Source organism: Pelotomaculum propionicicum, assembly GCF_048984525.1.
Taxonomy (GTDB): Bacteria; Bacillota; Desulfotomaculia; order Desulfotomaculales; family Pelotomaculaceae; genus Syntrophopropionicum; species Syntrophopropionicum propionicicum_A.
This window is the reverse complement of sequence record NZ_JBMGJC010000006.1, coordinates 1-26,737: the sequence shown is the minus strand read 5'-3', so window position 1 is coordinate 26,737 and position 26,737 is coordinate 1. Positions and strand designations below refer to the sequence as shown.

Here is a 26,737-nt window from a genome sequence, read left to right as displayed (position 1 = left end):
TTTTATATTTATTTTAATATTATTTTAGAAAAATAAGAGGAATTAAAAAAAACAGGTCGAATACCATATTGGTTAACATATACTAATATGCCATTATGTTGAAATTTGTCGAGAGGTGTCGGAATGAATCGCGAGAAACTGAAAGTATTGATTGTGGATGACCAGGCCGGAGTACGTTTTCTGTTGGAAATTGTAGTAAGGGAGTCGGGGCACGAGACCTTTATGGCCCAAAACGGGCTGGAAGCGATTGAAATGGCACGCTCGATACAACCCGACCTCATTTTTATGGATGTGCGCATGCCTTTGATCGGGGGCCTGGAGGCCCTGGGAAAAATCAAGGCGACAAACCCGGAAATCCAGGTGATCATTATGACTGCTTACGGTTCAGAGCAGACAGTCTCCGACGCGTTGAAAAAAGGAGCATGGTGTTATATCGCCAAGCCATTTGATGTTAACGAAATTAAAGAACTTTTAATCAAGTTCGTAAACGAATACGGTGATAATGAGAAACCAAAGGCAGTCGGCTGTTTATAAATTGATTACTTTCACCCCCTTGAGGGGGTTTTTTTATGTCCGTAGGTTCCTGCCTTTGATATAATAATTCTGTATTGATAATTTACCCGAGTCGTAAATACAATTAAGTGTGGGTTCCCGGGGTCTCTAAAGGATTGCTTTTGGGGAGGCTGATATTACACTTAAATGTTACAGCTGACCGGCTAAGGGTTATAATATACACGGGGTGAGCTTTTTTGACTGTGATTAAAACTTCATCTGCGGAAGAGACCGGCATACTGGGTGAAAAACTGGGCTTACTACTGGGCGCGGGCGATTTAATCTGCCTTTACGGCGGGCTTGGCGCCGGTAAAACTTGTTTTGCCCAGGGCGTGGCCCGCGGCCTGGGTATAGAAGGCGCTGTAACAAGCCCCACCTTTACCTTGATTAATGAGCATTACGGCAGGCTGCCTCTTTTTCATATGGATGTCTACCGCCTGGATTCAGCCGCGGAGATGGATGACCTGGGTTACGAGGAATTTTTTTATGGCGGCGGCGTCACCCTGGTCGAGTGGGCTGAAAAGATTGGTGAACTGCTGCCGGAGGAAAGGCTTGATATTTCAATTGACAGGACTCCGGAAGGAGAAGACTTGAGGCAGGTTACCCTATCACCCAGGGGCGAAAGATACAGGATTTTGATTAAGGAGCTGATGGCCGTTGTACGTTCTGGGAATTGAGTCTGCAACACCGGTTGCCGCGGTGGCGGTTGCCGGCGACGGGGTAATTCTGGCCGAGCGTATGGTTTTGAACCAGCGGACTCACTCCGTTAACCTGCTCCCAATGATCAAGTCCGTGCTTGAAGAATCAGGGGTGGGGAAGAAAGGCCTGGGTGGAATCGCGGTATCAGGGGGGCCGGGTTCATTTACCGGCCTGCGTATCGGCATGAGCACAGCCAAATCCCTGGCGCAGGTACTGGGCCTGAAGGTAGTGGGAATATCCACCTTGACATCCCTGGCCTACCCGCTGGCCGGGCGCGGCTGTTATGTCTGCCCGGTTTTAAACGCCCGTAAAAACGAAGTGTATACATCTGTATTTGATAATAAAGAAGTGCTGAACCGCTTGGTAGGACCCATGGCGGTTCGCCCCGGTAGACTGGTGGAAATCCTGTTGGATTTAGGCGGACCGGTTATTTTTGCCGGAGACGGTGTTTCCCAGTACATGGACTTTTTTAAAGCCGGCCTGGGCAATCTGGCCGGATTTGCTCCCTCCATGTTAAATTACCCCCGGGGCGCCGCAGTAGCGGAACTGGGCCTGGCCGCGTTCAGGGAGGGAGGGGGAGTGGCCCCCGCGGACCTGTGCCCGGAATATATCAGGCCTTCGGAAGCGGAAGTGGTCTGGCTTAAAAAGAATAATGCCGGGAGTTGAAAAAGTGTCAGTTACCTTTGAAGAAATGAGATTAGAACACCTGGACCAGGTTTTGGAGATCGAAAAAGCATCTTTCCCGACACCATGGTCCCGGGATGCTTTTAAGGGCGAAATATTGCAAAATGATTTCGCCCGCTATATTGTGGCAATTTATGACAGTGCGGTGATCGGTTACGGCGGCATGTGGATAATCCTTGACGAGGCGCATATCACCAATGTGGCTGTGAGGCCTGACCTGCGCGGGAAGAGTATCGGCAAAGTCTTAATGCTGGAGATTATCAGGCAGGCTGTTATGATGGGCGCCAACAGTATGACCCTGGAGGTCCGCCCGTCAAATAACGCAGCGAGGAAGCTTTACCAGGGCTTGGGCTTCATTGAAAGAGGGCTCAGGAAGCGCTACTATTCCGATACCAATGAGGACGCCATAATTATGTGGAAAGAAAACCTGCCGGCGCGGGGTTTCAAGGTCTATCCCGGCGGCAGGTACATGCTTTAATAGGAAGGGTTAACCTGATTAATCCGGAGTCCCTCTTTTACCCCAGGGCTTATACGCGGATATTAATACCTGGGCAATAAGGAGCAGCACCTGGATGCCTCCAAAGATGGCGCCCATCTGCTTGTCGTATAAATACGTGTTGTTTTGCAGCGCCAGGCCACGTTCCAGGTCTGCGATAGCTGTGGCGCTGTTTGTCCACGGCCCCAGCCAGAAAGTGCCGAATATGATTTGGGCCAGCGTGGCTACCCATTTGAAAATCACCCAGTTGAACTTGAAGAAACCCCAGTTGGTGTACAGGGATATAAATAGACCTGTTATAAGTGAGCCTAAAGCCGCCGGTATGATAATATAATCATCCAGAAGTTTTATTGAAGCATTAACGGCGTAAATTTCATCCCCGCTTTGGATATGCCCGTCTATGAGTGACATCAGCATCATCGAAATACCGGTGCCAACCCAGGCACAGGCAAAAAAGATATGGAATCCCTTTAACCATGATCTTCCCTTCAGTCCAAGTTTCTTCATTTTACCCCCTGCTAAACCCTAAAATACTAATTAAACCCGGCAGATAAAAATACATTATAGCTGGGAATAGTATATCACGTGCCTTGTTTTGCCTGTCAAGGGCAATATAAGCAATACACCGGCTTTTTAGGCGGTGTCAGAGTGTTTGTTAATATAACATGTATACTTGGCTAAATTGCTTTAGGATCCCAGAATGACGCGTTATTGGTTACCTTTTTTAGGTTTTCAAAAAACAGCGGGCCGTAACCGGGCGCGGATGATACATATTTTCCGTTTAGACGCGCGCTGTGGCGGGGCGTGCTTACAATTCTCATAACATCGGGCAGCGGGACTATGGCCTCGTCCGTCCCGGCAAGAAATCCCGACCAGTTTCTCACATGTTCTTCCGACCGGAAGAGATGGATCCGGCTTCAGGTGTAGGGCCAGTCTTTTGCCCATTTTTTAATTGGGATGTCAACATAGCCTTTTATGTCCTCCGGGCTGTTTTCCAGTATGATTCCGTCACGGACAACGATGCGCATCTGCTCACCGCAGTCCAGGCACGGAGCGTCAATCCGGACCGCCTTTCCGGGGAAGACCCAGCAGACCGCCAGGGCTTCAAAACCTCATTGCGCAAACCACTTTTGCTGCCCGTCAACAGTAATGCGGTATTGGGTGGGCTGGTTGTTGAACGGCGCGAACGAGGCGATTAAGTCGGTGCCGGGGTATAACCAGACCGGCAGGTTGCAGGACATCAGTTCATGGAGAAGTTTTTTCCCCTCTTCCGGGTGTACGGAGAACTCTCCGGCAATCTCAGTATAGTGGGGGGCATAACCCCTCTTAATAAAAGTTTCCAGTATGTAGTGGTAGGTCCGGTCCTTCTGCTGGGCAGTTACCATATTAACTCCTCCCGGCATTTTTATTTGTCAAGTTTGCGACGTGATATCCGATCAAACGATCGGATTAATTTAAACACCTCAGGTGCCGCCGTAACCAACTGTCACTTTTCCTCCATCCACAATCACCGGGACTTTGCGCACGCCGCCTGAGAGTTTCAGCATCTCCTGCAGCTTTTCGGCATCAGACTGGACGTCGAAGTAAGCAGCACTTTTGCCATAGGCCGACAACGCCTTGTCTGTGAACGGACAGCCCGCCTTGCCGTAAATCACAATTCCCTCCGCCATAATATAGAGCCTCCTTTTTATTCTAATCAAAAACTAATCGTCTGCAGGCGTGGTAAGGGCCTTTAAATCTGACACAAGTATATATGCGCATATAAGCATTAAGGCTGTAAAAATTTTCACGTTTTTATGATGGTACAACGCAGGGATGCTCAGGGTTATTTTATGAGGTTAAGGCTATTTAGCGGGTGTGTTTTCATTTAAGAGAAAATCAATCAGCTCCCGGTTCTTCATAATGGCAGTTTCTTTAACCATTTCCCCTATGTCTATGGCTTCCTTTATTTCATCCTCGACGGCGCCAGCCTCACGGGCTTTAATGTAATGGTATTCCAGTCATACCTGGCAGTTGGCAGCTGTGCTCGCGGCTATGGCGATAAGCTGGCGAATTTTTTTATCTAAAACTCTCGGCATAAGAAACACCTCTAAATTTTATTCACACACTTTCGTTGCCCACCACGCACTTACCGTCAACCCTCAGCTTCAGCCGCTTCATAAATAAATCCATATCAGCTGCCAGGAGGCTGTCATTTATCCCGGTTTTAATCGATCCCATCACCTGGTCTAAGAAGCCGGGCGATCCCGGCGGCAGGTAATAATATTTCCAGGTTCCTTCCCTTCTCTCAGCCACTATGCCTGCGTGCCGCAGAATTGAAAGGTGCCGTGAAATGCTGTATTGCGGCAGTTGAAGCCCGTCCATAAGCTCGCTTACCGTCGCGTCGCTAGCGTACAGCAAAAGCTTAATGATGCGGATCCTGGTCCGGTCCGCCAACGCCCTGAATATTTCTTCACTTCTGTCAAGGGTAATATATGTAATATGCTGCATATAACATATAATAACACAGCTTGCCGGATAAGGCTATATTCTTTATATGATATAATTTATTGTAAGTGTCATAAAAACAGCTTTGACCCTGTTATATAAATGAAACTGTCCATGGAGGTCCTAAGGCAGTGCCGTTAACTACCATCAGTTTTAACAACAGCCTGGCTGGTTTTAAAGAGATTTTTGAAAGCCATTATCCGTCTGTCTGCCGCAGGCTTACATCACTGCTGGGCAGCCGCGCCGCCGCGGAGGACGTTGCCCAGGAAGCGTTTATCAAGCTCTACGAAGCACCGCCCAGGGAGAACTCCAACCTTGGCGGGTGGCTGACGAGAGTAGCCACCAATATGGCTTACAACCACCTTTACAGTGAGAAAAGCCGCCGCCGCAGGGAGGCGGACGCCGGCAGATCCCTGGCGGCAGCGGAGCCCGAGCCGGGCGAGGAGTTATTGCGGAGCGAAGTGGTCGCTTTTACCCGCCGGGTGCTTGAGCTTCTGCCTGAAAGGGACCGGGCCTGTCTGCTGTTGAAGTATTCCGGGATGGATTACGCTGCCATAGCGCGGGTTATCGGCGTTAAGGAGTCTTCTGTCGGCACTCTGCTGGCACGGGCGCGCGCAAGGTTCAAGTCTGAATATTTAAAGCTCGGGGGAAGTGATCATGGTGTGTTATAACACCGGCTGCCTGCAGGCGTACCTGGAGGGGGAAGTCACAGCAGGACAAAAAGCTGAGATAGAGGAGCACCTTGCCGTCTGCAGGCTGTGCAGGGAGAAATATGAGGAGATAAAGGAGAACCAGGCTTTTGCCAACGGCATGCTGGCCGGCTACATGCAGCTGCTCGGAAGGGGAAATTTTGATACCGAAGCGGCCTGGGACCGGTTCAAAGGTGAATACGTCCATAGACAGGAAAGCAAACAAAAAAGCGCATTTGCGTGGAAAGGGGTTTTAAAGATGATGTCAAGATACCGGGCCGCCGCGACCGCCGCGATGTTGGTCTTAGCCATAGCTGTCAGCTTCAGCTTCGGGGCAGTGCGTACTGCCGCAAGTGAACTGCTGACCATATTCAGGGTCGAAAAGGTGAAGACTATAAACATCACTCCGGCCGACATGGCGAGCCTTGAAAAAACGATGCGTGAGGGAGCCGGACAGGTAGATATCGATAATTTCGGCAAATTAGAGTTTACCGGCAAACAACAGACAGTCAAAACTAACATGGAAGAGGCGAGCGAGGCCGTTGATTTTCAAATTAAGCTGCCCGCGGGACTGCCCGGTTACAGCGAACCGGAATTATACATGGAAACCGGTGGAACTCTGAACTTCACACTTGATACGGTCAATACAAACAAATTCCTGCAGTCACTGGGCAGTGAGAAACTTCTGCCTGATGAACTTAACGGAAAGACTTTTACAGTTAAAATGCCGGCGCTTATTACTGCCGAATACCCTGGGGCTAACAGTGAAATAGTTATCGGGCAGGGCAGAAGCCCTGAGCTGATTGCCCCCGGCGCTGACGTGCTGGCCATCCGTGACGCGCTGCTGGCGATACCCTTCCTGCCGGAAAACCTGCGCAGCCAGCTGGCGTCGATTAATGACTGGCAGCACACCTTCATAGTGCCGAATATCGAGGGCTCATCGCAGGAGGTCATGGTGGCAGGCGCAGAGGGCGTCTTCATCAGCCCGCCGCAAGGGTCTGAAGCCGGCAGTGACTCCTGCCTGATCTGGCAAAAAGACGGCGTCGTTTACGGGATCAGCGGTGACCTTACCCAGCGGCAGGCTCTGGATATAGCAAACTTAATGAAATAGACAAAATACGGGGTAACAAATGATAATTGAAACCGATGGCCTGACTAAAATGTACGGCAGAAAGGTCGGGTGCTCGGAGATCTGCCTCACCGTTGGTGAAGGGCAGATCTTCGGTTTTCTCGGTCCCAACGGAGCCGGTAAAAGCACCCTGGTAAAGATCCTGGTGGGACTCCTTTTCCCCACTGCCGGCAGCGCCCGTATCCTGGGGAAACCGCTGGGCGACCGTAGCGTACGGCGTAAAACAGGTTTCCTGCCGGAGAATTTTCGCTATCAGGAATGGCTCACCGGGATAGAGCTGCTCTCCTTTCACGGTTCCCTATACGGAATGGGACGGGAGGAAAAGGCGCGGCGCATTCCGGAGGTACTAGAACAGGTGGGCCTGGGTGATAAGGGGAGACAAAAGGTAGGGTCCTACAGCAAGGGCATGCAGCAGCGGGTGGGGCTTGCCTGCGCCCTGCTGCCCGATCCCGACCTGATTTTCCTGGACGAGCCCACCTCCGCCCTTGACCCCCTGGGCAGGCGCGAGGTGCGGGAAATAATGCTCGACCTGCGTCAAAAGGGTAAGACCATTTTTTTAAACAGCCACCTTTTAAGCGAGGTCGAGATGATCTGTGACCGGGTAGCTATTATTAACAAAGGGAGCATTGTCAAAGAGGGCGCCATGGGAAATCTGCTGGCGGGAGCTATCGAGGTCGATATGCGAGTTGAAGGCATAACACAGAAAATGGTCGACGGGCTTTCCGTCCTGGGCAGTCCGGTTAAAGTTGAAGGCAGTCTGATCAGGCTTTGCCTCAGGGAAACCGTGGATATCCCCGTTGCAGCCGAAGTTGTTGTGAACAGCGGCGGCAGGCTGTTCAGCCTTAACACGAGACAAAATTCGCTGGAAGACCTGTTTGTTGACCTCGTTAAAGAAGGAGGCGCGGGTAAATGCTCACCATAGCCGCTTTAACCTTCAGGGAGGTGGTGCGCCGCCGCATCCTCCTGGTCACGATAGTCCTGGCCGTGATTTTTCTGTCGTTATACGGTATCGGAGTCCATTACGGCTATAAGGACATAACTGATAGCAACAACAACGGCCTTATGAATACGCTGATAGCGCCGATGTTCCTGTCCCTGGGGCTGTATTTCGGGAGTTTTATTATCGCATTTCTGGCCATTATGGCCGCTGTCGGCTCTGTATCAAGTGAAATTGAAAACGGGATCATTTACGCTGTCGTACCCAGCCCGGTGAGGCGCGTGGATATTATCCTGGGTAAGTTTATTGGGTACAGCCTGATGCTTTCTGTTTTCGCATCGCTGTTTCACGCGGCCGTGCTGTTGATCGTCCACTATAACACGGGCCTGAACGCGCCTGTGAAAGCCGGGGCGATAGCTCTTTTTTGCCTGCAGCCCGTAGTCCTCCTGGCAGTGACCATGTTTGGCACCACCTTCCTATCTACCCTGGCCAACGGTATCGCCTGCTTTATGCTCTATGCCGTAGGGGTTGTAGGGGGCATGCTCGAGCAGATCGGGACCCTTCTCCAGAGCCAGATGCTGGTCAATATAGGCATCGTTTCGAGCCTGATGATGCCGGCCGATTCAATATACAGGAAAATAGTCTTTACTCTCCTGTCAGCGCCGGGCACCTCTATGTCGCACCTGATGCTTGGCCCCTTCGGCAGTTACTCCGAGCCAAGCGTCTGGATGCTGCTGTACACTGGCTTTTATATAGTATTTTTCCTGGCCATGGCCACATCCATTTTTTCCCGTAAAGACATCTAACACACGGGGACCTTCTCTGTCACCTTGTAATTCCAGAACCCTTAAAACGCCTGCCCTGGTTTAGTCATACCGGGGCTTTTTATTATCTGAAAGGGGAATAATAGTGCTGTATTTGTGAAGGCTGATGAATTGTAAAGGGGATACAAAAATTGCATAAAACAGATGAGCGGAAAATAGCGGTGGCGGGTGTGGGAGCGGTGGGGGCTTCCACTGCTTACGCGCTGGCCGTAAGCGGGCTGGCGTCCGAGCTGGTGCTTGTCGATATTAATAAGGCCAAGGCCGAGGGTGAGGCCATGGACCTGGCGCACGCGGCGGCTTTTATTAAGCCAATCAGGATCTACGCCGGTGACTTTGAGGACTGCCGCGACGCTTCGATCATCATATTTGCAGCAGGGGCAAATCAAAAATCTGGTGAGACAAGGATGGACCTGCTGCTTAAGAACTACGGCATTTTAAAGGAAAGCCTGCCCAAACTTTTAGGAGGCGCCGACAGCATCCTTATCATTGTGAGCAACCCGGTCGACGTCCTGACTTACGCCGCGCTGAAAATATCAGGGCTGCCTCCGGAGAGAGTTTTTAGCTCAGGGACAGTTCTGGACAGTTCCCGCTTCCGTCACCGCCTGAGCTACCATTGCTCAGTAGCTCCGAGGAATGTCCACGCTTATGTTGTAGGGGAGCACGGTGACAGCGAGGTGCTGCTCTGGAGCCTGGCCAATATTGCCGGCACCGGTATTGACCGTTACTGCGAGCTGGCCGGTATTCCACCGGTAAACCGCCAGGAGGTGGACAGCCAGGTCAGAAACGCGGCATACGAAATCATTTCCAGGAAGGGAGCGTCCTATTACGCTGTCAGCCTGGCCATAAAGCGCATTTGTGAAAGCATTTTAAGGGATGAAAACAGCCTGCTCAGTGTCAGCGGGCTGATTGAAGGACAGTACGGGATCAGCGGCTGCTGCCTCAGCCTGCCCTCCGTGATCAGCTCGGAAGGACGGGGAAAGCCGCTGGAACTGCCTTTGTCAAACGTTGAAGAGGAGGCCTTGCGCAGGTCTTCAGATATATTAAAAGCTGCAATAGCAGAATTAAATCTATAATAGGCGTTTTTGTAGTATTGCAATAATCTGACTGATAAACACCCTTGCAATAATAACTGATTTAGATATAATAGAGTAGTAACCCTGCCAGAATAAAATAAACGCGCCTGTAGCTCAGGGGATAGAGCGCCGGCCTCCGGAGCCGGGTGCGCAGGTTCGATTCCTGCCAGGCGCACCAGCTAGTATCTGAAAAAGCCTTGAAAAAAATTAAGGCTTTTTTTGTTTCATTTCTGCAAAATAATAAGGCAGACCGCTTTTTTAAGCTTCTGGTCTGCCTCTTCTATTCATGTTATATCAGGCTGAATGGACTTCCATTTTTTCCGCGGGCGCCCCGCATTTGGAACACTGAGATTGATCCGCGCGCCGGTCATCATCCGGCAGCGGCAGTCCGCATGTGAGGCATTCATGGTTGGCCTTCCTTTTGCTTTCAACGATAAGCGCTTGTTGTTTCTCCAGAATTTTGCCAACGATGCTGTCACGCTCACCGGCCTTGATATCTATAAACTCTATTCCCACTAAAAACCTGTTGCCCTGGTTCTCTTCAGGATTTTCCGAAATCCAGGCTACCTTACCGTTAAGGATAAGTTTTTTACCTGGGGCGACATTAATATAGATTTTTAATTTTTCATCCAGGTTTGGTTTTTCATTAGTGGCGAATAAAAGTCCCCCGCCGCTGATGTTTATGGCTTTTGTCCTTTCATAAAAGTCGCTGTTGTCCTGTGCGTACAAAAAATATTGATTTACCGGGAGCCTGAACCATGCTCTCCGCTGTCTGCCCGATCCGTCAGGTTCATTTAAGTTTATATGCCATATAACTGACTTGTTTTTTATTAACCTGGCCTGGTTCCTGAGCAGGAATGCGATCACTGCCAGCAGGACCGCGGTCACAGCGATGAAAGGCCCGAGGTAGCTCTGGCCGGCGGCCGCCTGGCCGCTAAAAGCATCTTTGACAGAATCAGTAAAATTCTTTACCGGATTATCAGAAGCACAGAAAGCGGCAGTACTCATCAATGTGAGTAAAGAAAGCAACATAGTAATTATTAAGATTAGCTTGTTTAATTTTTTTGCCATAAGTTATACCTGTTTTCTTTATACTTTTCCAGCGGCTGGCGCACTAAATGATTTTTCCCATTATAGCAAAAAATAATTGGAATGATCAATTAACCAAATTGATAATATAAAAAGAATACATGATTAAAGTTATCAAAAAATATTAGAAAGGAAGAGGATAATGAAGTCAGCTGTGGAAGCTTAAAAGTTAAAAATTTTAGGCTGATATATGATAAGGGGTGGAATATTTTGAAACCCATCAGTTGGGAGACAAAGCTTGGAGTAGTCCTCGTAATATCATCCGTGATTATTTATCTGGTTAAATATTTAATCCTGGGGGACGCTCTGAATACCTATATGTTTGTGTTTAACGCCCTTGGATTTCTGCCTATTAACGTACTGTTTGTCACCCTGGTCATCAATAAGCTGCTTTCTATAAGGGCGCAGCGCGACAGGCTGGAAAAGATAAACATGGTTATTGGTATGTTTTTCAGTGAGATCGGCACTCAGCTGCTGACATACTTTTCAGATTACGACTCCGGCATCAGTAAAATTAAAGGCAACCTCCTGGTGGGTGACAACTGGTCCGATGAAAAATTCAATTCTGTAAAAGAAATCCTCAACTCCCATCATTATAAAACTGACGCTGGTAAAATTGACTTTGCCATGATGCATGCCTGGCTGCAGAGCAAAAGGGATTTTATATTAAGGTTATTAGAAAACCCGGCTTTATTGGAGCATGGGTCCTTTACAGAACTGCTGCGCGCTGTATCACACCTGATAGATGAATTAAGCCGCAGAAAAGAATTTACAAACCTGCCCGAGTCGGACATCCGGCACCTGACCGGCGACGTCAACAGAGTATACAGCAACCTGGTTATCCAATGGCTCGGGTATATGCAGTATTTGAAGAAAAACTACCCGTATCTTTTCTCCTTCGCCATGAGGGTGAACCCGTTCGATGAGAATGCCTCGCCGGTTGTGGGCGGCGAAATACAAACACAAACCGGGTATGGCAATTAAGGAAATAAAAAAAGCACACGAGAACCGTGTGCTTAACGTGTGTGCTTTATATGAGCGCCGGGATGAATTTTGCCAGCAGGTAAACATCTCCGCTGCCGGCTACAATCCGGTGTTTCACATTTTCGGGTACAACCATGGAAACGCCGAGCTCACAGACGAACTCTTTGCCGGCTATTTCGCCTTTTCCCGTGCCGCCGACAATATTGATGAATTCCCATCTGCCGTCGTGAACGTGCTCGCCTATCTCAAAGCCGTCTTTGATCCTGATCAAATGGCAGCTAAATTTGCCGTCAGACGAATCCCCCTTTACCAGGTGTTTCAAAAAGACACCCGTGAAACTTGGATGCGGGTTCCATTCAAGCTCCGGCACATTAAATTCTTTATCAGTGTAAACAATTTTCCCTTCGCTCAGCCCATTGACAGTTTCATTCATAACTCTAACCCCCCATGCATTTTTAAACATTGCTTTTAATAAATTATAACACATATACGTTTTTAAGTATTCTCATAAACCAGCAGTTCTTGTTATAATTCTTAAAATGTGATCTTTAATAAGAGGTAGCGGTTATATTACTCAAGTATCAGAAATAGCATTCCAGGTATAATAATTCATAAAATTACCTTTAAGAGAAGTGGTATTATGAGCAGCTCCAGGTGGCGCCTGATTTTGTCAGTATCCTTAATAACGCTCTCCGGTTTTTTATATCTTCTTTATTATGTCATATATACGGACGTCCACAGCATTATGACATGGTTTCTTTTGTCCGCCGCTTTCCTGCCTATTAATATTTTAATCGTTACTTTTATCATTGAAGGCATAATAAGCGCGAGAGATAAACGGTTAATGCTGAAGAAACTCAACATGGTAATAGGGGTTTTTTACAGCGAAGTCGGCACCGTTTTATTGAAGCTGCTGACTCCGTATAATACGAACAGCCTCCAGTCCGGCGGGGATTTAGACTTCAACAGCGGATGGACCAGGCGTGAATACGATAACGCTGTTAATATAGTCAAAAACTATGATTACAAGATTGAAAGCAGGGCGGGAGATCTAACTGATTTAAAGGTATTTCTGGGCGAAAAAAGGGACTTTCTGCTGCGCCTGCTGGAAAATCCAAACCTACTGGAACATGAGACATTCACCGATCTTTTATGGGCGGTGTTTCACTTAAACGACGAGCTTGCCCACAGGAAAAGCTTAACAGGCCTGCATAATGCCGACTACAACCACATTTCAAATGACATAAAAAGAGCTTACACGCTGCTGTTAACCGAGTGGCTGTCTTATATGAGCCATTTAAAAAGCGACTACCCATATCTTTATTCGCTCGCCGTGAGGACCAATCCTTTTGACCCGGATGCCTCTCCCGAAATTAAGGAATAAAATAAAAGGGGTCAGGCTTGAGATATTTACTTATGCATTGTTTTTATTGTTTGATTACTAAATAAACGAGTAATTCAACAATTCAAGCCTGACCCCAGGTTCGCCCTGTTCAGCGGTGGACAGGGCGGTTTTTTTGCTCCGGGCAGACCCTTCAGGAGGATAATACCAATACTGTGTCGAACAAAATAGATCATCTGCTAGGGTTTGGCCTTGCAGTATAGGACTTTTAATTCTAGCTTTTTCTGGATACAATGGTAAACGAAGCAGCCTTCGCATAAGGCTGCTCTTGGAGTGGAGGTTTTTTTTTGAAAAGGGTGGTCAGCGTCAGCCTGGGCTCTTCCAGGCGTGACCATAAGGTAATTACAGAACTGCTGGGTGAAAAAGTGGAAATTGCCCGCATGGGCACAGACGGCGATTTTAACCGGGCGCTTGAACTGCTGGGGGAACTGGACGGCAAGGTTGACGCCATCGGGCTGGGAGGCATCGACGTTTATCTTTTTGTCAAACAGAAACGTTACGCCATCCAGGACGGCTTGAAGCTGATGGAGTCAGTCAAAGTAACGCCCGTGGTGGACGGCAGCGGACTGAAAAACACCCTTGAGAGGGAAGTGGTCAAGATCCTGGCAAGGGAAACAGACCTGCTCAAAGCGGGCACACGCGTCATGATGGTCAGTTCAGTGGACCGCTTCGGCATGGCCGAGGCGCTGTCTGAAATAGGCTGTGACATGACATTTGGCGACCTTATATTCACGGCGGGCATCCCCTATGCGATTAAGACCATGGACGAACTTGAAGAAATAGCGGGCCGGCTGTTGCCGGAAATAACAAAAATGCCCTTTCACATGATCTATCCAACCGGCAAAAAGCAAGAAAGCCAGGACGAGGCCAAGGTTCAGAAATTCGCCCGCTACTATCACGACGCGGATGTTATCGCGGGAGACTTCCACCTGATCAGGCGGTTTATGCCCGCGGGCATGAGCGGGCAGACCATTTTAACCAATACCACCACCAGCGCCGACGTCGAGTTCCTGAAAGAAAAGGGGGTGGGCACCCTGGTGACCACCACGCCGGAATACGAGGGGAGATCTTTCGGCACCAACGTCATGGAGGCCGCCCTGGTGGCTATATTCAATAAAAAGCTGGAGCAGATCACGGCGCAGGACTACCTGGATCTTCTGCACAGGCTGGATTTCCGCCCGCGTATTGTAAAGCTAAGTGTTTAAGCGGATATGTTTATGCTGACGGGTTCCCATTAATATAATACGACGGACTTGCCAAGGAGGGTAAAAATGGCCACGCATGCCGAGATAAATGAAAGCCTGCAGGACTTTACGGAAAACTTCAATAAAAACGACCGTTTAAGGTTAATGAACAAAGACTGGAACCGGGTGGTGGTCGTAAAAGCCACCGATACCGAATCAGTTCATACCTGGACTATAAAAAACGGTTTCCTCACACTTAAAGAAGGATTAACCGCCGACCCGGATTTAACCGTGATTTCCGACAGCGAAACGCTGACTGATATCTTTTACGGCGACGTAACTCCGATAGAGCCGTATAATAACGGTACGCTGCGCATTATCGGCACGGAAGACGATATTACCAGGCTTGACTTTATCTGCCTGATGATCTGGGGTGAATAAAGTTGCAGCTTAAAAGGGTCCTCACCCTGCGTACAGTTGTTGCTACCAGCGCTGGCCTGACATTGGCCAGTTCGTCTTTTGTGGCGGCTGTGATGGTGGCCAATTATGTTCTGGGTGACACCGCCTGGATTGCCATCTTAATCGGGGGGGCGCTCTGCTTTCTGGCGGCGGCCTGTTTTTCCGAGCTGAACGGCCAGTTGCCCACCGCCGCGGGTATTCGCCTTTATTTCAGCCGGGCCTTCAACGACCAGGTATCCCTGGTTGTGTCCCTGTTGTATATGCTTATCGTGGTAGTCGGTGTGGTGGGTGTGGAAAGCTATATCATTTCCAGGGTACTGAATGAGGCCATCCCCTCCATACCGCCCTACATCTGGATCGTGGTGATGCTCCTGCTGGTGACCGTAATGAACCTAAGGGGGCTCAAAATGGCCGGGGTGTTCCAGGACGTGGTTACCTACGGCCTGATCGCCGTGATTATATTCATCGGCCTTTTCGCGCTGTATAAGGCGGGCTTTAAACTAAACGCTCCCCTGTCACCCGGGGGTGCGGCGGGGATAATTAACGCGGTTGCCCTGGGAGTGTTTCTTTTTGTGGGGTTTGAGTGGGTGACGCCGCTGGTGGAAGAGGTTACCCAGGTCAAACAGATCTACAGGGGCATGATGATCGCGCTGGGTATCCTGAGCGTGGTTTACGCCATATTTACCACGGCCATGACCGCCGTGGTGCCAAAGGAAGTCCTGCTGGCCACACCGGCTCCCCAGTTGGTATTCGCCCGGACAGTCCTGGGTGATTTCGGCGCCTCCCTGATGATAGTGGTTATCCTGGCCACATCCATGAAAACATTTAACGCCGGCATTATCAGCGTTTCCCGATTCATGTACGCCTCTGCCAGGGAGCATGTCCTGCCGTCTGTTTTCAGTAAGGTCAGCATGCGATATTTTACCCCTTGGGTGTCCATCATCACTCTCTTTTTTATAGGTCTGATTGCGGCCGCGCTGACTCTTTTGACCGAAAACTACCAGGTGCTGGTGGGGCTGGCCGCCGCCATGGAGTCCATAGTATACACAATGGCAGGGCTGGCTGTGATCAGCCTGCGCCGCAGGGAGCCGGAAAAAGAACGCCCTTACCTGATCAAGGGCGGCTACCTGGTCCCGGTTGTAACCGCCCTTGTTTTCACCCTGCTGGCAGTCGCTGTCCTGGCGTCAGATTTGACGGCGCTGTTGTACATGGCAGGCTGTTTTGTGGTGGTACTGGCTTATGTTAAAACAGCCGTGCCCCGCCTCAAAAAGAAACACGAAGCCCGCAGGCCGGCCGCCAGGCGGCGTCCTGGGCGGGCCGCCGCCGGAAGCGAGGAGGGCAAATAAGAGAGCCCTCTTTTTTATTGCCTTTCCCCCGGAAAGCCTCTTTATTTACCTGGTATATTACCGATATATATAATAGACCATCCTTTAGTAAAACCCAATCGCTAAGCCTCCATATTTTTTTCAATAAAACCATTGTTTTGCAGGTAAAAACGGGGAACCATTTGGCATTACTGGCCGTCTAACTGAAAAAGGGACAATTCTACAAAATAATACAAACATTGCACCTGGCAGGATTATTAACACCTGGTATTTAAACCAATTCAACATTTTTCCTGCGATACTTTTTAATGAAATAAGAGGAATTGTCGGGTATCTTGTAGAAAATTAAAGCTTAAGTTTCTTAAGTATTAATCCGTCAAAGGACGGAGGGGGGTTGAGAATGCACTTAAGATACCGAGTACCCAGCATTTTCTTGCTTATGCTGGCTATGGCCCTGTTCCTTGGAGTCCTGATGTCATCTGCCAACAGTGCTTTTGCAGACACTGCAGTTGTGTCAACAGATATACTAAATATCCGGGCAGGTCCTGGCACTGGCTACAGCGTAATAACACAGGCAGGAGCGGGCGACCGTCTTTCGGTCCTGGAGAAATCCGGCGACTGGTATTGTGTAAGCCTGGCCACAGGCCAAAAAGGATGGTTGGCCGGATGGCTGGTTAGCATTGAAAAATCCCAGGCGCAGGCACCCCAAAACGTTAGCCGGACCGCCAAGGTAAACGGCAGTTCCGTGAATATCAGGAGCGGCCCCGGCACCGGGTATAATATCGTAACGCAGGTTGGTTACGGCAGCAGCCTCCCCATACTCGGCAGTTCGGGTGACTGGTACAATGTCAGCGTTAATCCCGGCGGGTCGGGATGGATTGCCGGGTGGCTTGTATCTGTCGTCAACTCTCCGTCCACTACGCCCAGCAGGTCAGACACAACGGGCGCCAGAAATGCCGTGGTCACAGGCAGTATCGTCAACGTAAGGGGCGGCCCGGGGACAACGAACAGTGTGGTCGGGCAGGTTTTCCAGGGGAACAGCCTGCCGGTCCTGGAGCAGTCCGGTGACTGGTACCGTGTAACGCTGCCAAACGGCAGCAGCGGATGGGTGGCAGGGTGGCTGCTGAGCATGCAGACAGCCCCGGCAAACCCGCCGTCAGGCCAGGGCGGCAGCGGGGGAGCGACGCAGGGCAACAGCGGCAATACCGGCAGCCAGGCTGCCAGGGGGCTTTCCCTGAAGGCTAGCGGCGCGGGTGATAAGACCAGCACCGTCATAACTTCAAGCGCACCGTTTGACTACACCCAATCATTTTTAGCGAATCCTGACCGCCTGGTTGTTGACTTGAAAGGAATCGTACCGGGAGACCTGCCGGCGGCCACCAATGTCAATTCTAAGACAGTAAGCCAGGTCCGGACCGGTCATTTTCAAAAGAACCCCGATGTTACACGGGTTGTTTTTGACCTGAAAGGCGGGGCCCAGTATGACGTTTCAGTTTCCGGCGACCGTAAAACCCTGACTGTAGAGACCTATATTCCTGATATTCAAGGTTCTTATGCGGGTAAGATCATAGCAATCGACGCCGGTCACGGAAATCCTGACCCCGGCGCCACCGGGAAACTGGGCACCAAGGAAAAAGATATCACCCTGGATATTGCCAAAAGGGTGGCCAAGCTCCTGGAGGCCAAAGGCGCAAAAGTGATCATGACCCGGACCGGCGAATCGGAAGTCGGGCTGTATCAGAGGACAAGCAAGGCTAATTCCGCCAAGGCGAACCTTTTCGTCAGCATCCACATTAACGCCAACGAAAATGCCGCGCTGGGCGGCACCAGCACTTACGTTCATTCAGGCGCCAAAACTGCCAGGGTGCAGGAAAGCGACAGGCTGGCCAGGTATATCCAGAGCGAGCTGGTTAAGGTCCTGGGGCTGCGCAATATTGGAGTAAAATATGCAGACTTCGTGGTGCTGAGGACTTCCAGCATGCCGGCGGTTTTGTGCGAGTTGGCATTCATATCCAACATCCCTGAAGAAAAGTACATGAATACAGATGGTTTTAAGAACAGTTCCGCTGAAGCTATCGTGAAAGGTATAGGCATTTACTTCTCTGAAAAAAGGAATGCGTAAAATTAGGTATAATATCGAAACAGGTCCCGGCTGTCACGGCAGCCGGGATTTTTTTTGCCGCAAAAAAGCAGGAACCCTTGTCAATCCGGGGAATATAAAAATAATTGCCAGATCAGGCATTATCAGCTGTTAACCATGTCAGGGTTATCTTTCAGCGCAGGTTGCATGATTTGTAGAAAGTTTCCGCAAGCAACTTTTCGCAGTGTGCGGGAATAATAACAGGAGAAACGCGCTTGTCTGACACCTTGTATATTGGAGTAAAATAGACCCGGGAGAGATGATGGATTGGCAAAAGCAGGCATTACTACCACCGTGCCGGTGGAAGTCATCTACGCCGCCGGCTGGGTACCCGTGGATTTAAACAACGTCTTTATTTCAGATGAAAACCCCCGGTCACTGGTGGAAGAGGCTGAAATGGCCGGCTATCCCCGCAACCTGTGCGCCTGGATCAAGGGCATTTACAGCACTGCTTTGAAACATAGCGAGATCCGGCATATTATAGCGGTCACCCAGGGCGACTGCAGCAATACCCACGCCCTGATGGAAACCCTGCAGCTGGCTGGTTTAGAGGTCATCCCATTCGCCTTTCCGTACGACCGTGATTACGACCTGCTCCGCCTGCAGGTGGAAAAAATGATGGGATATTTTGATGTAACCTGGGATCAGGTACTGGCCGAAAAGGAACGGCTGGACCGCGTCAGGAGCAGGGCGTGGGAACTGGACCGCCTGACCTGGGAAGAAGACCTGGTCGGCGGCTGGGAGAACCATTACTACCAGGTAAGCTGCAGTGATTTTATCGGCAGCCCGGAAAAATTCGCCCAAGAGGTAGAACAATGCCTTGATCAGGCAAGGTCGGCCAAGCCCAGGACAGGTGAAATACGCCTGGGTTACATCGGCGTTCCGCCGATTATGGGAGATCTGTATCAGTACCTGGAAGAGCGGGGAGCGCGGGTGGTGTTCAACGAAACCCAGAGGCAGTTTACCATGCCCTGCAGGACCGCTGACCTGGTGGAACAATACCGCCTTTATACCTACCCTTACGGTATTTTTTTTCGCCTGGAGGACATCCGGCGGGAAATCGCGAGGAGGAAACTGGACGGGATCATCCACTATGCCCAGAGTTTTTGCTTTCGGCAGATCGAAGACCTGATTATTAGGGACCGGCTTGAATTGCCGGTGCTGACCCTGGAAGGGGACGTGCCCAACAGGCTGGACGCCCGCACCAGGATGCGTTTGGATGTTTTTCTGGATATGTTGAGGTGACGATAGGTGTTTGTAGGACTCGACCTCGGAAGCCGCAGTACCAAGATCGCCGTTATGAAAGAAGACCGGTCGCTGGACCTGCAAAAGTACGACACGATGAAGTTTTACCGTGAATACGGGAAAATTGAAAACGGCCGTTTTATGATAAACATTAATAACCTGGCACTGCCGGCCGGTGCTGCCGTGACAGCAACCGGTTACGGGCGGCAGGCCGTGCCGGTGCAAGGGGCCGGAATTATCCCGGAGATCAAAGCGCATGTGCTGGGAGCAGTATACCAGACCGGGTTGACCGAATTTACCCTGCTGGACCTGGGTGGCCAGGACAGCAAGGTCGCCCTGGTCAGGAAGGGGCGGATCGCCGATTTTCTGACCAATGACAAGTGCGCCGCGAGTACCGGGCGCTACCTGGAAAACATGGCCGCCGCCCTGAGTATCAGCCTGGAAGAACTGTCCCGTTACTGCCGGAACCCGGCTGAGCTGACCTCTACCTGCGCCGTCTTTGGTGAAAGCGAGCTGATCGGCAAAATAGCGGAAGGTTATTCCGTTTCCGACCTGGCCGCCGGCGTCAACCACAGTATCTTCAGGCGCATTATGCCGATGCTGGCCAAACTGCGCAGCAAGACTATTATTTTCACCGGCGGTGTGGCATATAATGAGGCCCTGAGGCAGATTATAAGGGAGGAGACCGGCGCCTCGGTGATCGTTCCCGAAAACCCGGACTATGCCGGCGCGGTGGGGTGCTGCGTTGATGCTGGAAACCTGTTAAAACCTTAAGGGGAGGAAAACCTGTGAAACTGACTGTACTGGGCTGCTGGGCCCCTTATCCCAGGGCGGCAGGAGCATGTTCGGGCTACCTGCTCCAGGACGCCGGCTTAAATATTCTTCTGGAGGCCGGAAACGGCAGCCTGAGCAGGCTGATGAACATTATTGACTTTCGCAGCCTTGACGCTGTTATCGTCACCCACCTGCACCATGACCATTACTCGGATCTCTTTGTGCTCCGCTACGCGATAGAAGGAGCCAGGCGCGACGGCAGCCGCGGTGAGCCTTTGAAACTCTTTCTCCCCGGCGAGCCAGCGGTAGATTACAACCTCCTGGCCGGGTATAACAAGGCTTTCATTACAAAGCCCATTGAAAGCCTGCCCCGGGAGCCTCACGATGAGGGTTTTGAGGTCTACAGCCTTACCATTGGAGGATTGAGTTTTCGCTTTGCGCCCATCAAACACCCCCTGCCGGGATATTCAGTTGCCGCCGGCGAACCCGGCGGGCTGGTTTTTTCCAGCGATACCACCCGTACCAGAGCTATCGAATACCTGGCCCAAAACGCGGGCCTTTTCCTCTGTGAGGCCAGCGGGCTGGACAGTGACGCCGAGGCCATGCGGGATATCCACCTGACTGCCGGGCAGGCCGGTGAGCTGGCCAGGGACGCGGGGGTCAAGAGGCTTTTACTGACCCATTTCTGGCCGGAATACGACCCTGCCTTGCTGGGCAGGCAGGCGGAGCAGGCCTTCAAAAAAACTGTTGAACTGGCAAGAGAAGGAGAAACGTACCTGGTTTAAAGGAAATTAAGAGAGGAGACAGCAAATGCAAAGAGTGGACGGGAGACAGCCGGCTGACCTGCGGCCAATCCGGATAACCAGGAATTATACCAGGCACGCCGAAGGTTCGGTTTTAATAGAAGTGGGAGATACCAAGGTAATCTGCACCGCCTCGGTGGAAGACAGGCCGCCACAGTTCTTAAAAGGAGAGGGCAAGGGCTGGGTCACCGCGGAATACGGGATGCTGCCCCGCGCCACCGGCGTGCGGACCCAAAGAGAAGCCGCCAGGGGCAAGATCGGCGGCCGCACTTTTGAGATCCAGCGCCTGATCGGGCGCTCGTTGCGGGCGGTGGTCGACCTGACTGCCCTGGGTGAGCGCACCGTCTGGCTCGACTGTGATGTTATCCAGGCCGATGGCGGGACCCGCACCGCTTCAATAACAGGCGCTTTCGTCGCCTTGGCTGACGCCCTGAACAAGCTGAAAGAACAGGGGGCTATAAGCCGCATGCCCATTAAAGATTTTATCGCGGCTACCAGTGTGGGGCGGCTTGGCGGGGAGATAATACTTGACCTTTGTTACGAAGAGGATTCAGCCGCGGAAGTAGATATGAACATAGTTATGACAGGTTCCGGGCGCTTTGTGGAAGTGCAGGGAACAGGTGAGGAAGCGTCTTTTACCAGGCAGGAAATGAACTCCATGGTTGATCTCGCTGCCCAGGGTATAAGTGACCTGATCTCTTTTCAAAAAGAAGCGCTGGGGGATATAGCATCAACCATTGGGGGGTAATCCGAATTGAAATTGGTCCTGGCAACTAAAAATGAGAACAAAGTAAAAGAGGTGGCACAGTTTCTGGCGCCGCACGATATCGAGGTTGTCTCGTTAAATGAATTTCCGGATTTCCCGGAAATTGAAGAGAGCGGGGAGACATTCAAGGACAATGCAATAATCAAAGCTTCTGAAGCCTGCATGTTTACCGGGCTGATGGCCCTGGCCGACGACTCCGGCCTGGAGGTGGATTACCTGGATGGGCTGCCGGGTGTTTATTCAGCCCGCTTTGCCGGAGAGGACAAAAATGACAGCGAAAACAACAAGAAGCTGCTGGAACTTCTAAAAGGCGTGCCGGCGGAGGAGCGCACAGCCCGCTTTAAATGTGTTATGGCTGTTGCCACGACCGAATGCTTTGTATATACTACCGAAGGCGTCTGTGAGGGCGTTATCGCCGAGAAGCCGCGGGGTGAAGAAGGGTTTGGCTATGACCCCCTGTTTTATCTGCCGGAGTACGGAAAAACCTTTGCCGAGCTCGGCCTGGAAATAAAAAATAAAATCAGCCACCGGGCCCGGGCTCTGACCGGAGCGCTGGACATCATTTCAGATCTTAAAATAATGATGGCGGACGAGGAAGAGGAGTGATCCAACCTGCGGGTAATTGTTTTCAGCGACAGCCACGGCCAGATAGATTATGCCCGCAAGGTGCTCAAGGGGGCCGGCCAGGTGGATTTAATACTGCATGCCGGCGACTTTTACCGGGACGCACTGGCCCTGGCAGATGAGTTTTCTCTGCCGGTAAAAGCGGTCCAGGGTAACTGTGACGGGGAAGCCGGGGGGCCTGAAGAAGAGCTGTTCGACCTGGCCGGCCACCGTGTCCTGATGACCCACGGCCATTTAAACGGTATCGACCGCATGGGCAACCTCCTGAAAAAGGCGAGGGAGTATGAGGCCGAGGCTGTGATCTTCGGCCATACCCACATGCCGCAGAGCGTTAAAATGGACGGAATCCTGTTTTTTAACCCGGGCAGCATTTCCAGGCCTAGGGATCAAGACCGCCCCAGCTACGGCATCCTTGAGATCGGCGAAGGTGGTATAGTGCCTTCCATCGTGCACTACTAGCATAAAAAGGCATAAAAAGGATTACATGACGATTTAAAATATTTTGACGCCGCGCGTATTTTTAGTTATAATATTAATTGCTTTAAAAAAAGACGGCATTATTTTAAGCGGGTGTAGCTCAATGGTAGAGCGTCGGCCTTCCAAGCCGATTACGAGGGTTCGATTCCCTTCACCCGCTCCATATTTGTCCCAGTAGCTCAGCTGGATAGAGCAACGGACTTCTAATCCGTAGGTCGCAGGTTCGAATCCTGCCTGGGACGCCAGAAAAGTTTTGATGGCAAGTATTCCACAGTTGGAATTAACTTGCCATTGTCTTTAGTGCCCTCCTCATGGGGGGCTTATTTTTATTGAGTGGGAAGACAACATTCGGCCCCTTATTTAATGTTTTGCCGTGTTTCTTAACTCGCTTCGGTCAGTATAGAGGGGGTCAGGCTTGAATTATTGAATTATTATTCGCAATACCTTACTCCAAGCCCCTCCAAGCAGGCTATTTTTTATCTTGATTTATCCTGAAAACAAGAATTTTCATATCTTGATGGACCGTTTTAGCGGCATGGGTGTCTGTTATCCCTTACCATATATATAAGGCCCCCTGCGACAGATTGTTCACTTGTATAATCAGACAATTAATAAGTGAATAATTCAAGCCTGACCCCGAGCAATGCTACCCGAGCAATGCTAACCTGGAAAAAATAACTAGCCATAGTAGCATATAATAACTCAGTCCATATAATGGTAAAAAAGGGTGATTTCAATGTATTGCGGATATATTTCAGAACATGATATTTTTAGGGGACAGATGAGAACTGAAAATGTTCATTCCCAGGAAATGCCCGGATACTCTCCAGGGGTTTCAGCAAACGCGCCGCAACGGCCTGTATTTGGACCAGGTTTTGGACCAGGTTTTGGACCAGGTTTTGGACCAGGTTTCGGCCACGGTTTTGGGCCTGGTTTTGGCCCATGTTTTGGAGCTATTTTCATCCCGCCCGGGCAATGTTTCGGGCCATTTTTCGGACCAGGCTTCTTTCCGCCCGGGCAGTGTTTCGGTCCATTTTTTGGACCCGGTTTCTTTCCGCCAGGACCATGTTTCGGACCTGTCTTTGGACCGGGTTTTTCCCCCGGCCATTGTTTCGGAGCTATATTTGAACCCGGCCCGATAATTGGACCAATACAAAAATAAATATAGAGGGGGTCAGGCTTGAATTATTGAATTATTATTCGCAATACCTTACTCCAAGCCCCTCCAAGCAGGCTATTTTTTATCTTGATTTATCCTGAAAACAAGAATTTTCATATCTTGATGGACCGTTTTAGCGGCATGGGTGTCTGTTATCCCTTACCATATATATAAGGCCCCCTGCGACAGATTGTTCACTTGTATAATCAGACAATTAATAAGTGAATAATTCAAGCCTGACCCCGTTTCCTTGTTTTTAAGTGCCCTCCTCATGGGGGCTTATTTTTTTAGGTTGGAATATAACAATTTGGCCCCTCATTAATGTTTTGCCGTGTTTCTTAACTCTGTGCGATCAATATAACTGGGCGGCTCCTCCAACCAGCCGTTTTCTATCATGATTTTGAAACCGTCATTAGCAAAATCTGCTGTCTTGGCGATCAGCCGGCCGTATACCGAGGCCAGGTCCCGCCGTGGGCTGGAGGCCAAGGAGATGGCGTAGTTTGCTATACCGGCCGCATTCATCATTAAAACATGGAACATCATCATCTTGTCGGAAAAAGGCGGGGTGGTGGAATTGGTAACCGTGGAATAAGCATCCCAGTGCATGGGTGATGTAATTCCGTTAGACCGCATAATCGTACTGAATTCATCTATAATACGGCTAGAGAAGTCCAACCCTTTTTTTATGTATTTACGGGCTTCCTTCGACCTGACAACCTGGTGAAAGCCAGTCAATAATGTCCGGCCTACCTCATTGGTGATAATGCCAAAGTACAGCTGCTCTATTTCAATGGCCAAAAGTGGTCGGTGACCGGCCAAAAAATCCTTACTTTTAACAAACTCAACTTGATCGGTCGTAGTAATGAAAGGCGGCCTTGTGTAGACCCCTTTCTCAAGCATAATTCTGACAGCTTTCTCCCACAGATCCATTGTTGTGTCTATTGCCTTATGGTAAATGTCTATGACATCAAGCCTGGCGGCCATGGTCAAAGCCATGCTGCTTATGTTTAGACCGAGCTTTATCATATTGCCTACATAATGCAGGTAAAAAACATCAGCAAATAAGGCAGGGGCCTTTAAGTCAACATCCTGTTCCGTAAAACCATATGGAACCGGACGCCCGTCCCGGCTTAGGAAATCAGCCGATATCCTTACCCGGTCTTCAGAAAGGCTCAATGTGTCTTCTATTACACTTCGGATATCCACATCCTGGACATGCTGCAGGAAAAATTTCATTATCAAGCCCAGCATGCTGTAGTTCACGTAGGTCCGTGACAGGTTGCCGATCTCAGAAGATGTTAGTGGGGCGTTGTGGGTCACCGGTGGAGCAGTTTTTACCAGTTCGTTATATGTTTGGTCCATCAAATACTTCCTCCGACTGTATTTTTTTATTAGCTTATCCGCTATTTATATTTATATGTGGAACCATTGCAGCCCTGGCTTGTTATGATAATGGTGTGGGCATGGCTATCCAAACCGGCCTGGCAACCCGTTGCCTCTGATGCAAACCGCATGGGTACCAAGGTGTGGTTGTGGATAGTTTTACTTTTGTCCGTACCATTTTTATTTACAAGGAGTAGCAAAAATAAATTTCCAACATATAGTAATTTTGAGAAGTAATATATTGTTTAATCAGGGAGGATGTTATTTATGTATCAAGAAAAAAATATTTTAGATACGCTCAGAGATATTAAGAGTGATATCAAAGCAATTGAAGACATACTGGATGACCCTAAATTCGGGCTTAAGGAGATTAAAAAGGAGATTAAGGATATCGAAAAGAAACTCGACAAAGAATTCGACAAAGACCACGACAAAGATGACGACAAAAAAAATGATAAGGACCACGGCAAAGATCATGACAAAGATGACAAGAAGGACGGGTTTAAAGACTGGAAGAAGCATTTTTTCTGTGTTGGCAATGTAACGATTATTACGAATAATAACCTTGTATTCACAGGGCGCCTTGTAAATGATGCAGACACTGACGACTGCTCTAAACGTAAAGACGAAATAGATTTTCTCACTCTTACACTCACTGCTCCCCTGCTGGCGCAACCCGGCAGCGGTGACCCGGCTCAGATTCAACCGTTTTATGTTCCAGGGGATACAGTGAAAATAGGTGTGAACAATATTGAAACTATCGGTCCGTCTCATGTATTTAACAACGCTGGCTAATCCTTAACCACTCGATTCTTTTTGAAAATGAAATCTGTAAAACTATAATAAATATGAAGGAGTTAGAAATTATGATTAACATGTCTGATTTAAATAAAATCTGTATTGGCAACGTGACGGTAATAACGTCAGATAACCTGGTTCTGACAGGCAGTATCCTTAGAAATGAAGTAAAAGTAGATTGCAACCCATTTATCCTTCTGACTCTCACAGAACCCCTTTTTCTGATACCGGGTAACGCCGGGCCCGCGGCCTTCTTGCCGTTTTATGAAGTCGGAGACACCGTAAAGATTAATTTAGAAAACATTGTAAGTATCGGTCCGGATAATACCAATGATTTGTGTCTGCAGAAGAAAAATAATAGTTGACATCATTACTGCCGCCAGACCAAATTGACTTTCTTTATTGAGACGCCATTAGGCGTCTTATTCATTTATTATACTTCAGTAAGTTCTCCTGGCATGGTTTTAGCCAGGAGAACAAAAAACCGCCCGCTATGCGGGTGGGATTCAATGCTTAAGCAAAGCAACACCCTTCTGCTTTCTGTTAAAATGATGA

At 49.7% G+C, this 26,737-nt stretch carries 32 protein-coding genes and 3 tRNA genes; 27 read left to right on the top strand and 8 right to left on the bottom strand.

The window, feature by feature from the left end; translation table 11 throughout:
* Window positions 1–123: 123 nt before the first annotated feature.
* The 4 genes from ACOBQJ_RS07940 to rimI all read left to right on the top strand — a co-directional run bounded on the left by ACOBQJ_RS07940 (window position 124) and on the right by rimI (window position 2,413).
* On the top strand, window positions 124–534 hold the full coding sequence (locus ACOBQJ_RS07940; RefSeq protein WP_421071210.1) for a response regulator: 411 nt from the start codon (window positions 124–126) through the stop codon (window positions 532–534).
* 215 nt (window positions 535–749) lie between these two features.
* Entirely contained in the window at window positions 750–1,229 is a 480-nt protein-coding gene (tsaE, locus tag ACOBQJ_RS07935) for a tRNA (adenosine(37)-N6)-threonylcarbamoyltransferase complex ATPase subunit type 1 TsaE (protein WP_421071209.1), read from the top strand.
* The gene (gene tsaB / locus ACOBQJ_RS07930; protein WP_421071208.1) at window positions 1,210–1,917 is read left to right on the top strand and encodes a tRNA (adenosine(37)-N6)-threonylcarbamoyltransferase complex dimerization subunit type 1 TsaB; all 708 of its coding nucleotides are present in this window, start codon (window positions 1,210–1,212) and stop codon (window positions 1,915–1,917) included. The genes tsaE and tsaB overlap by 20 nt, the downstream gene beginning before the upstream one ends.
* A gap of 4 nt (window positions 1,918–1,921) precedes the next feature.
* Window positions 1,922–2,413 (top strand): ribosomal protein S18-alanine N-acetyltransferase, encoded by a 492-nt coding sequence (gene rimI / locus ACOBQJ_RS07925; RefSeq protein ID WP_421071207.1) that lies wholly within the window; start codon window positions 1,922–1,924, stop codon window positions 2,411–2,413.
* An 18-nt stretch (window positions 2,414–2,431) separates the two neighbouring features.
* Here rimI and ACOBQJ_RS07920 read toward each other — a convergent pair whose 3' ends face one another.
* From ACOBQJ_RS07920 to ACOBQJ_RS07900, 5 genes are all read right to left on the bottom strand, one after another.
* Complete coding sequence (locus ACOBQJ_RS07920; protein WP_421071206.1) at window positions 2,432–2,938, bottom strand: hypothetical protein; 507 nt, start codon at window positions 2,936–2,938, stop codon at window positions 2,432–2,434.
* Window positions 2,939–3,108: 170 nt separating this feature from the next.
* On the bottom strand, window positions 3,109–3,315 hold the full coding sequence (locus ACOBQJ_RS07915) for a hypothetical protein (protein WP_421071205.1): 207 nt from the start codon (window positions 3,313–3,315) through the stop codon (window positions 3,109–3,111).
* A 228-nt stretch (window positions 3,316–3,543) separates the two neighbouring features.
* Window positions 3,544–3,816 carry a hypothetical protein gene (locus tag ACOBQJ_RS07910; RefSeq protein WP_421071204.1) on the bottom strand — a complete coding sequence of 91 codons (273 nt, stop codon included), beginning with the start codon at window positions 3,814–3,816 and terminating at the stop codon, window positions 3,544–3,546.
* Between the two features lie 78 nt (window positions 3,817–3,894).
* On the bottom strand, window positions 3,895–4,101 hold the full coding sequence (gene uxx1 / locus ACOBQJ_RS07905) for a UXX-star selenoprotein family 1 (protein ID WP_421071389.1): 207 nt from the start codon (window positions 4,099–4,101) through the stop codon (window positions 3,895–3,897).
* 430 nt (window positions 4,102–4,531) lie between these two features.
* Window positions 4,532–4,921 carry an ArsR/SmtB family transcription factor gene (locus tag ACOBQJ_RS07900; RefSeq protein WP_421071203.1) on the bottom strand — a complete coding sequence of 130 codons (390 nt, stop codon included), beginning with the start codon at window positions 4,919–4,921 and terminating at the stop codon, window positions 4,532–4,534.
* Window positions 4,922–5,049: 128 nt separating this feature from the next.
* On the opposite strand from ACOBQJ_RS07900, the gene ACOBQJ_RS07895 reads away from it, so the two are divergent.
* From ACOBQJ_RS07895 to ACOBQJ_RS07870, 6 genes are all read left to right on the top strand, one after another.
* The gene (locus ACOBQJ_RS07895) at window positions 5,050–5,589 is read left to right on the top strand and encodes an RNA polymerase sigma factor SigX (protein WP_421071202.1); all 540 of its coding nucleotides are present in this window, start codon (window positions 5,050–5,052) and stop codon (window positions 5,587–5,589) included.
* Window positions 5,576–6,718 (top strand): anti-sigma factor family protein, encoded by a 1,143-nt coding sequence (locus ACOBQJ_RS07890; protein ID WP_421071201.1) that lies wholly within the window; start codon window positions 5,576–5,578, stop codon window positions 6,716–6,718. Before ACOBQJ_RS07895 ends, ACOBQJ_RS07890 begins: the two co-directional genes overlap by 14 nt.
* Before the next feature lie 19 nt (window positions 6,719–6,737).
* On the top strand, window positions 6,738–7,658 hold the full coding sequence (locus ACOBQJ_RS07885; RefSeq protein ID WP_421071200.1) for an ABC transporter ATP-binding protein: 921 nt from the start codon (window positions 6,738–6,740) through the stop codon (window positions 7,656–7,658).
* Window positions 7,646–8,479, top strand: a complete 834-nt coding sequence (locus tag ACOBQJ_RS07880) for an ABC transporter permease subunit (RefSeq protein WP_421071199.1) — start codon at window positions 7,646–7,648, stop codon at window positions 8,477–8,479. The genes ACOBQJ_RS07885 and ACOBQJ_RS07880 overlap by 13 nt, the downstream gene beginning before the upstream one ends.
* Before the next feature lie 149 nt (window positions 8,480–8,628).
* Window positions 8,629–9,570, top strand: coding sequence for an L-lactate dehydrogenase (locus ACOBQJ_RS07875; protein WP_421071198.1), 942 nt, complete (start codon window positions 8,629–8,631; stop codon window positions 9,568–9,570).
* A 103-nt stretch (window positions 9,571–9,673) separates the two neighbouring features.
* Window positions 9,674–9,748 (top strand) — tRNA-Arg (locus ACOBQJ_RS07870).
* A 116-nt stretch (window positions 9,749–9,864) separates the two neighbouring features.
* Here the strand turns inward: ACOBQJ_RS07870 and ACOBQJ_RS07865 are convergent.
* A complete protein-coding gene (locus ACOBQJ_RS07865) occupies window positions 9,865–10,641 on the bottom strand; it encodes a PilZ domain-containing protein (RefSeq protein ID WP_421071197.1) in 777 nt (258 codons plus the stop codon).
* A 228-nt stretch (window positions 10,642–10,869) separates the two neighbouring features.
* On the opposite strand from ACOBQJ_RS07865, the gene ACOBQJ_RS07860 reads away from it, so the two are divergent.
* Window positions 10,870–11,643 (top strand): hypothetical protein, encoded by a 774-nt coding sequence (locus ACOBQJ_RS07860; protein ID WP_421071196.1) that lies wholly within the window; start codon window positions 10,870–10,872, stop codon window positions 11,641–11,643.
* A gap of 46 nt (window positions 11,644–11,689) precedes the next feature.
* Here the strand turns inward: ACOBQJ_RS07860 and ACOBQJ_RS07855 are convergent, their stop codons facing one another.
* Entirely contained in the window at window positions 11,690–12,076 is a 387-nt protein-coding gene (locus tag ACOBQJ_RS07855) for a cupin domain-containing protein (protein ID WP_421071195.1), read from the bottom strand.
* Between the two features lie 234 nt (window positions 12,077–12,310).
* Between ACOBQJ_RS07855 and ACOBQJ_RS07850 the strand changes: the two genes are divergently transcribed.
* The 14 genes from ACOBQJ_RS07850 to ACOBQJ_RS07785 all read left to right on the top strand — a co-directional run bounded on the left by ACOBQJ_RS07850 (window position 12,311) and on the right by ACOBQJ_RS07785 (window position 23,984).
* Window positions 12,311–13,027 carry a hypothetical protein gene (locus ACOBQJ_RS07850; RefSeq protein WP_421071194.1) on the top strand — a complete coding sequence of 239 codons (717 nt, stop codon included), beginning with the start codon at window positions 12,311–12,313 and terminating at the stop codon, window positions 13,025–13,027.
* 305 nt (window positions 13,028–13,332) lie between these two features.
* Window positions 13,333–14,250: a quinate 5-dehydrogenase gene (locus ACOBQJ_RS07845; protein ID WP_421071193.1), complete on the top strand. Its 918-nt coding sequence runs from the start codon at window positions 13,333–13,335 to the stop codon at window positions 14,248–14,250.
* Window positions 14,251–14,316: 66 nt separating this feature from the next.
* Complete coding sequence (locus tag ACOBQJ_RS07840; protein ID WP_421071192.1) at window positions 14,317–14,670, top strand: SCP2 sterol-binding domain-containing protein; 354 nt, start codon at window positions 14,317–14,319, stop codon at window positions 14,668–14,670.
* A 2-nt stretch (window positions 14,671–14,672) separates the two neighbouring features.
* Window positions 14,673–16,034, top strand: coding sequence for an APC family permease (locus ACOBQJ_RS07835; RefSeq protein WP_421071191.1), 1,362 nt, complete (start codon window positions 14,673–14,675; stop codon window positions 16,032–16,034).
* A gap of 379 nt (window positions 16,035–16,413) precedes the next feature.
* Window positions 16,414–18,135, top strand: a complete 1,722-nt coding sequence (locus ACOBQJ_RS07830) for an N-acetylmuramoyl-L-alanine amidase (RefSeq protein ID WP_421071190.1) — start codon at window positions 16,414–16,416, stop codon at window positions 18,133–18,135.
* Between the two features lie 285 nt (window positions 18,136–18,420).
* Window positions 18,421–19,398 carry a 2-hydroxyacyl-CoA dehydratase family protein gene (locus ACOBQJ_RS07825; protein ID WP_421071189.1) on the top strand — a complete coding sequence of 326 codons (978 nt, stop codon included), beginning with the start codon at window positions 18,421–18,423 and terminating at the stop codon, window positions 19,396–19,398.
* A gap of 6 nt (window positions 19,399–19,404) precedes the next feature.
* Window positions 19,405–20,172: an acyl-CoA dehydratase activase gene (locus tag ACOBQJ_RS07820; RefSeq protein ID WP_421071188.1), complete on the top strand. Its 768-nt coding sequence runs from the start codon at window positions 19,405–19,407 to the stop codon at window positions 20,170–20,172.
* Window positions 20,173–20,186: 14 nt separating this feature from the next.
* The gene (locus tag ACOBQJ_RS07815; RefSeq protein ID WP_421071187.1) at window positions 20,187–20,957 is read left to right on the top strand and encodes an MBL fold metallo-hydrolase; all 771 of its coding nucleotides are present in this window, start codon (window positions 20,187–20,189) and stop codon (window positions 20,955–20,957) included.
* Between the two features lie 25 nt (window positions 20,958–20,982).
* Entirely contained in the window at window positions 20,983–21,723 is a 741-nt protein-coding gene (gene rph / locus ACOBQJ_RS07810) for a ribonuclease PH (RefSeq protein ID WP_421071186.1), read from the top strand.
* A 6-nt stretch (window positions 21,724–21,729) separates the two neighbouring features.
* Window positions 21,730–22,347 carry an XTP/dITP diphosphatase gene (locus ACOBQJ_RS07805; RefSeq protein WP_421071185.1) on the top strand — a complete coding sequence of 206 codons (618 nt, stop codon included), beginning with the start codon at window positions 21,730–21,732 and terminating at the stop codon, window positions 22,345–22,347.
* Window positions 22,348–22,353: 6 nt separating this feature from the next.
* Window positions 22,354–22,824, top strand: a complete 471-nt coding sequence (locus tag ACOBQJ_RS07800; RefSeq protein WP_421071388.1) for a metallophosphoesterase family protein — start codon at window positions 22,354–22,356, stop codon at window positions 22,822–22,824.
* Between the two features lie 107 nt (window positions 22,825–22,931).
* Window positions 22,932–23,005: transfer RNA gene (locus ACOBQJ_RS07795), tRNA-Gly, on the top strand.
* Between the two features lie 5 nt (window positions 23,006–23,010).
* Window positions 23,011–23,087 (top strand) — tRNA-Arg (locus tag ACOBQJ_RS07790).
* Window positions 23,088–23,636: 549 nt separating this feature from the next.
* Window positions 23,637–23,984 carry a hypothetical protein gene (locus ACOBQJ_RS07785; protein WP_421071184.1) on the top strand — a complete coding sequence of 116 codons (348 nt, stop codon included), beginning with the start codon at window positions 23,637–23,639 and terminating at the stop codon, window positions 23,982–23,984.
* A gap of 335 nt (window positions 23,985–24,319) precedes the next feature.
* Here the strand turns inward: ACOBQJ_RS07785 and ACOBQJ_RS07780 are convergent, their stop codons facing one another.
* A complete protein-coding gene (locus tag ACOBQJ_RS07780; protein ID WP_421071183.1) occupies window positions 24,320–25,363 on the bottom strand; it encodes a DUF3231 family protein in 1,044 nt (347 codons plus the stop codon).
* Between the two features lie 288 nt (window positions 25,364–25,651).
* On the opposite strand from ACOBQJ_RS07780, the gene ACOBQJ_RS07775 reads away from it, so the two are divergent.
* Window positions 25,652–26,179: a hypothetical protein gene (locus tag ACOBQJ_RS07775; RefSeq protein ID WP_421071182.1), complete on the top strand. Its 528-nt coding sequence runs from the start codon at window positions 25,652–25,654 to the stop codon at window positions 26,177–26,179.
* A 71-nt stretch (window positions 26,180–26,250) separates the two neighbouring features.
* Window positions 26,251–26,547 carry a hypothetical protein gene (locus tag ACOBQJ_RS07770; protein WP_421071181.1) on the top strand — a complete coding sequence of 99 codons (297 nt, stop codon included), beginning with the start codon at window positions 26,251–26,253 and terminating at the stop codon, window positions 26,545–26,547.
* Window positions 26,548–26,737 lie beyond the last annotated feature (190 nt).

Bases quoted from the DNA above. Each gene is read 5' to 3' on its own strand.
- ACOBQJ_RS07885 (WP_421071200.1), top strand. From the start codon at position 6,738: ATGATAATTGAAACCGATGGCCTGACTAAAATGTACGGCAGAAAGGTC.
- ACOBQJ_RS07770 (WP_421071181.1), top strand. From the start codon at position 26,251: ATGATTAACATGTCTGATTTAAATAAAATCTGTATTGGCAACGTGACG.
- ACOBQJ_RS07910 (WP_421071204.1), bottom strand. From the start codon at position 3,816: ATGGTAACTGCCCAGCAGAAGGACCGGACCTACCACTACATACTGGAA.
- ACOBQJ_RS07830 (WP_421071190.1), top strand. From the start codon at position 16,414: ATGCACTTAAGATACCGAGTACCCAGCATTTTCTTGCTTATGCTGGCT.
- ACOBQJ_RS07865 (WP_421071197.1), bottom strand. From the start codon at position 10,641: ATGGCAAAAAAATTAAACAAGCTAATCTTAATAATTACTATGTTGCTT.
- ACOBQJ_RS07775 (WP_421071182.1), top strand. From the start codon at position 25,652: ATGTATCAAGAAAAAAATATTTTAGATACGCTCAGAGATATTAAGAGT.
- ACOBQJ_RS07880 (WP_421071199.1), top strand. From the start codon at position 7,646: ATGCTCACCATAGCCGCTTTAACCTTCAGGGAGGTGGTGCGCCGCCGC.
- ACOBQJ_RS07940 (WP_421071210.1), top strand. From the start codon at position 124: ATGAATCGCGAGAAACTGAAAGTATTGATTGTGGATGACCAGGCCGGA.
- ACOBQJ_RS07855 (WP_421071195.1), bottom strand. From the start codon at position 12,076: ATGAATGAAACTGTCAATGGGCTGAGCGAAGGGAAAATTGTTTACACT.
- ACOBQJ_RS07780 (WP_421071183.1), bottom strand. From the start codon at position 25,363: ATGGACCAAACATATAACGAACTGGTAAAAACTGCTCCACCGGTGACC.
- ACOBQJ_RS07890 (WP_421071201.1), top strand. From the start codon at position 5,576: ATGGTGTGTTATAACACCGGCTGCCTGCAGGCGTACCTGGAGGGGGAA.
- rph (WP_421071186.1), top strand. From the start codon at position 20,983: ATGCAAAGAGTGGACGGGAGACAGCCGGCTGACCTGCGGCCAATCCGG.
- ACOBQJ_RS07785 (WP_421071184.1), top strand. From the start codon at position 23,637: ATGTTCATTCCCAGGAAATGCCCGGATACTCTCCAGGGGTTTCAGCAA.
- uxx1 (WP_421071389.1), bottom strand. From the start codon at position 4,101: ATGGCGGAGGGAATTGTGATTTACGGCAAGGCGGGCTGTCCGTTCACA.
- ACOBQJ_RS07920 (WP_421071206.1), bottom strand. From the start codon at position 2,938: ATGAAGAAACTTGGACTGAAGGGAAGATCATGGTTAAAGGGATTCCAT.
- ACOBQJ_RS07900 (WP_421071203.1), bottom strand. From the start codon at position 4,921: ATGCAGCATATTACATATATTACCCTTGACAGAAGTGAAGAAATATTC.
- ACOBQJ_RS07840 (WP_421071192.1), top strand. From the start codon at position 14,317: ATGGCCACGCATGCCGAGATAAATGAAAGCCTGCAGGACTTTACGGAA.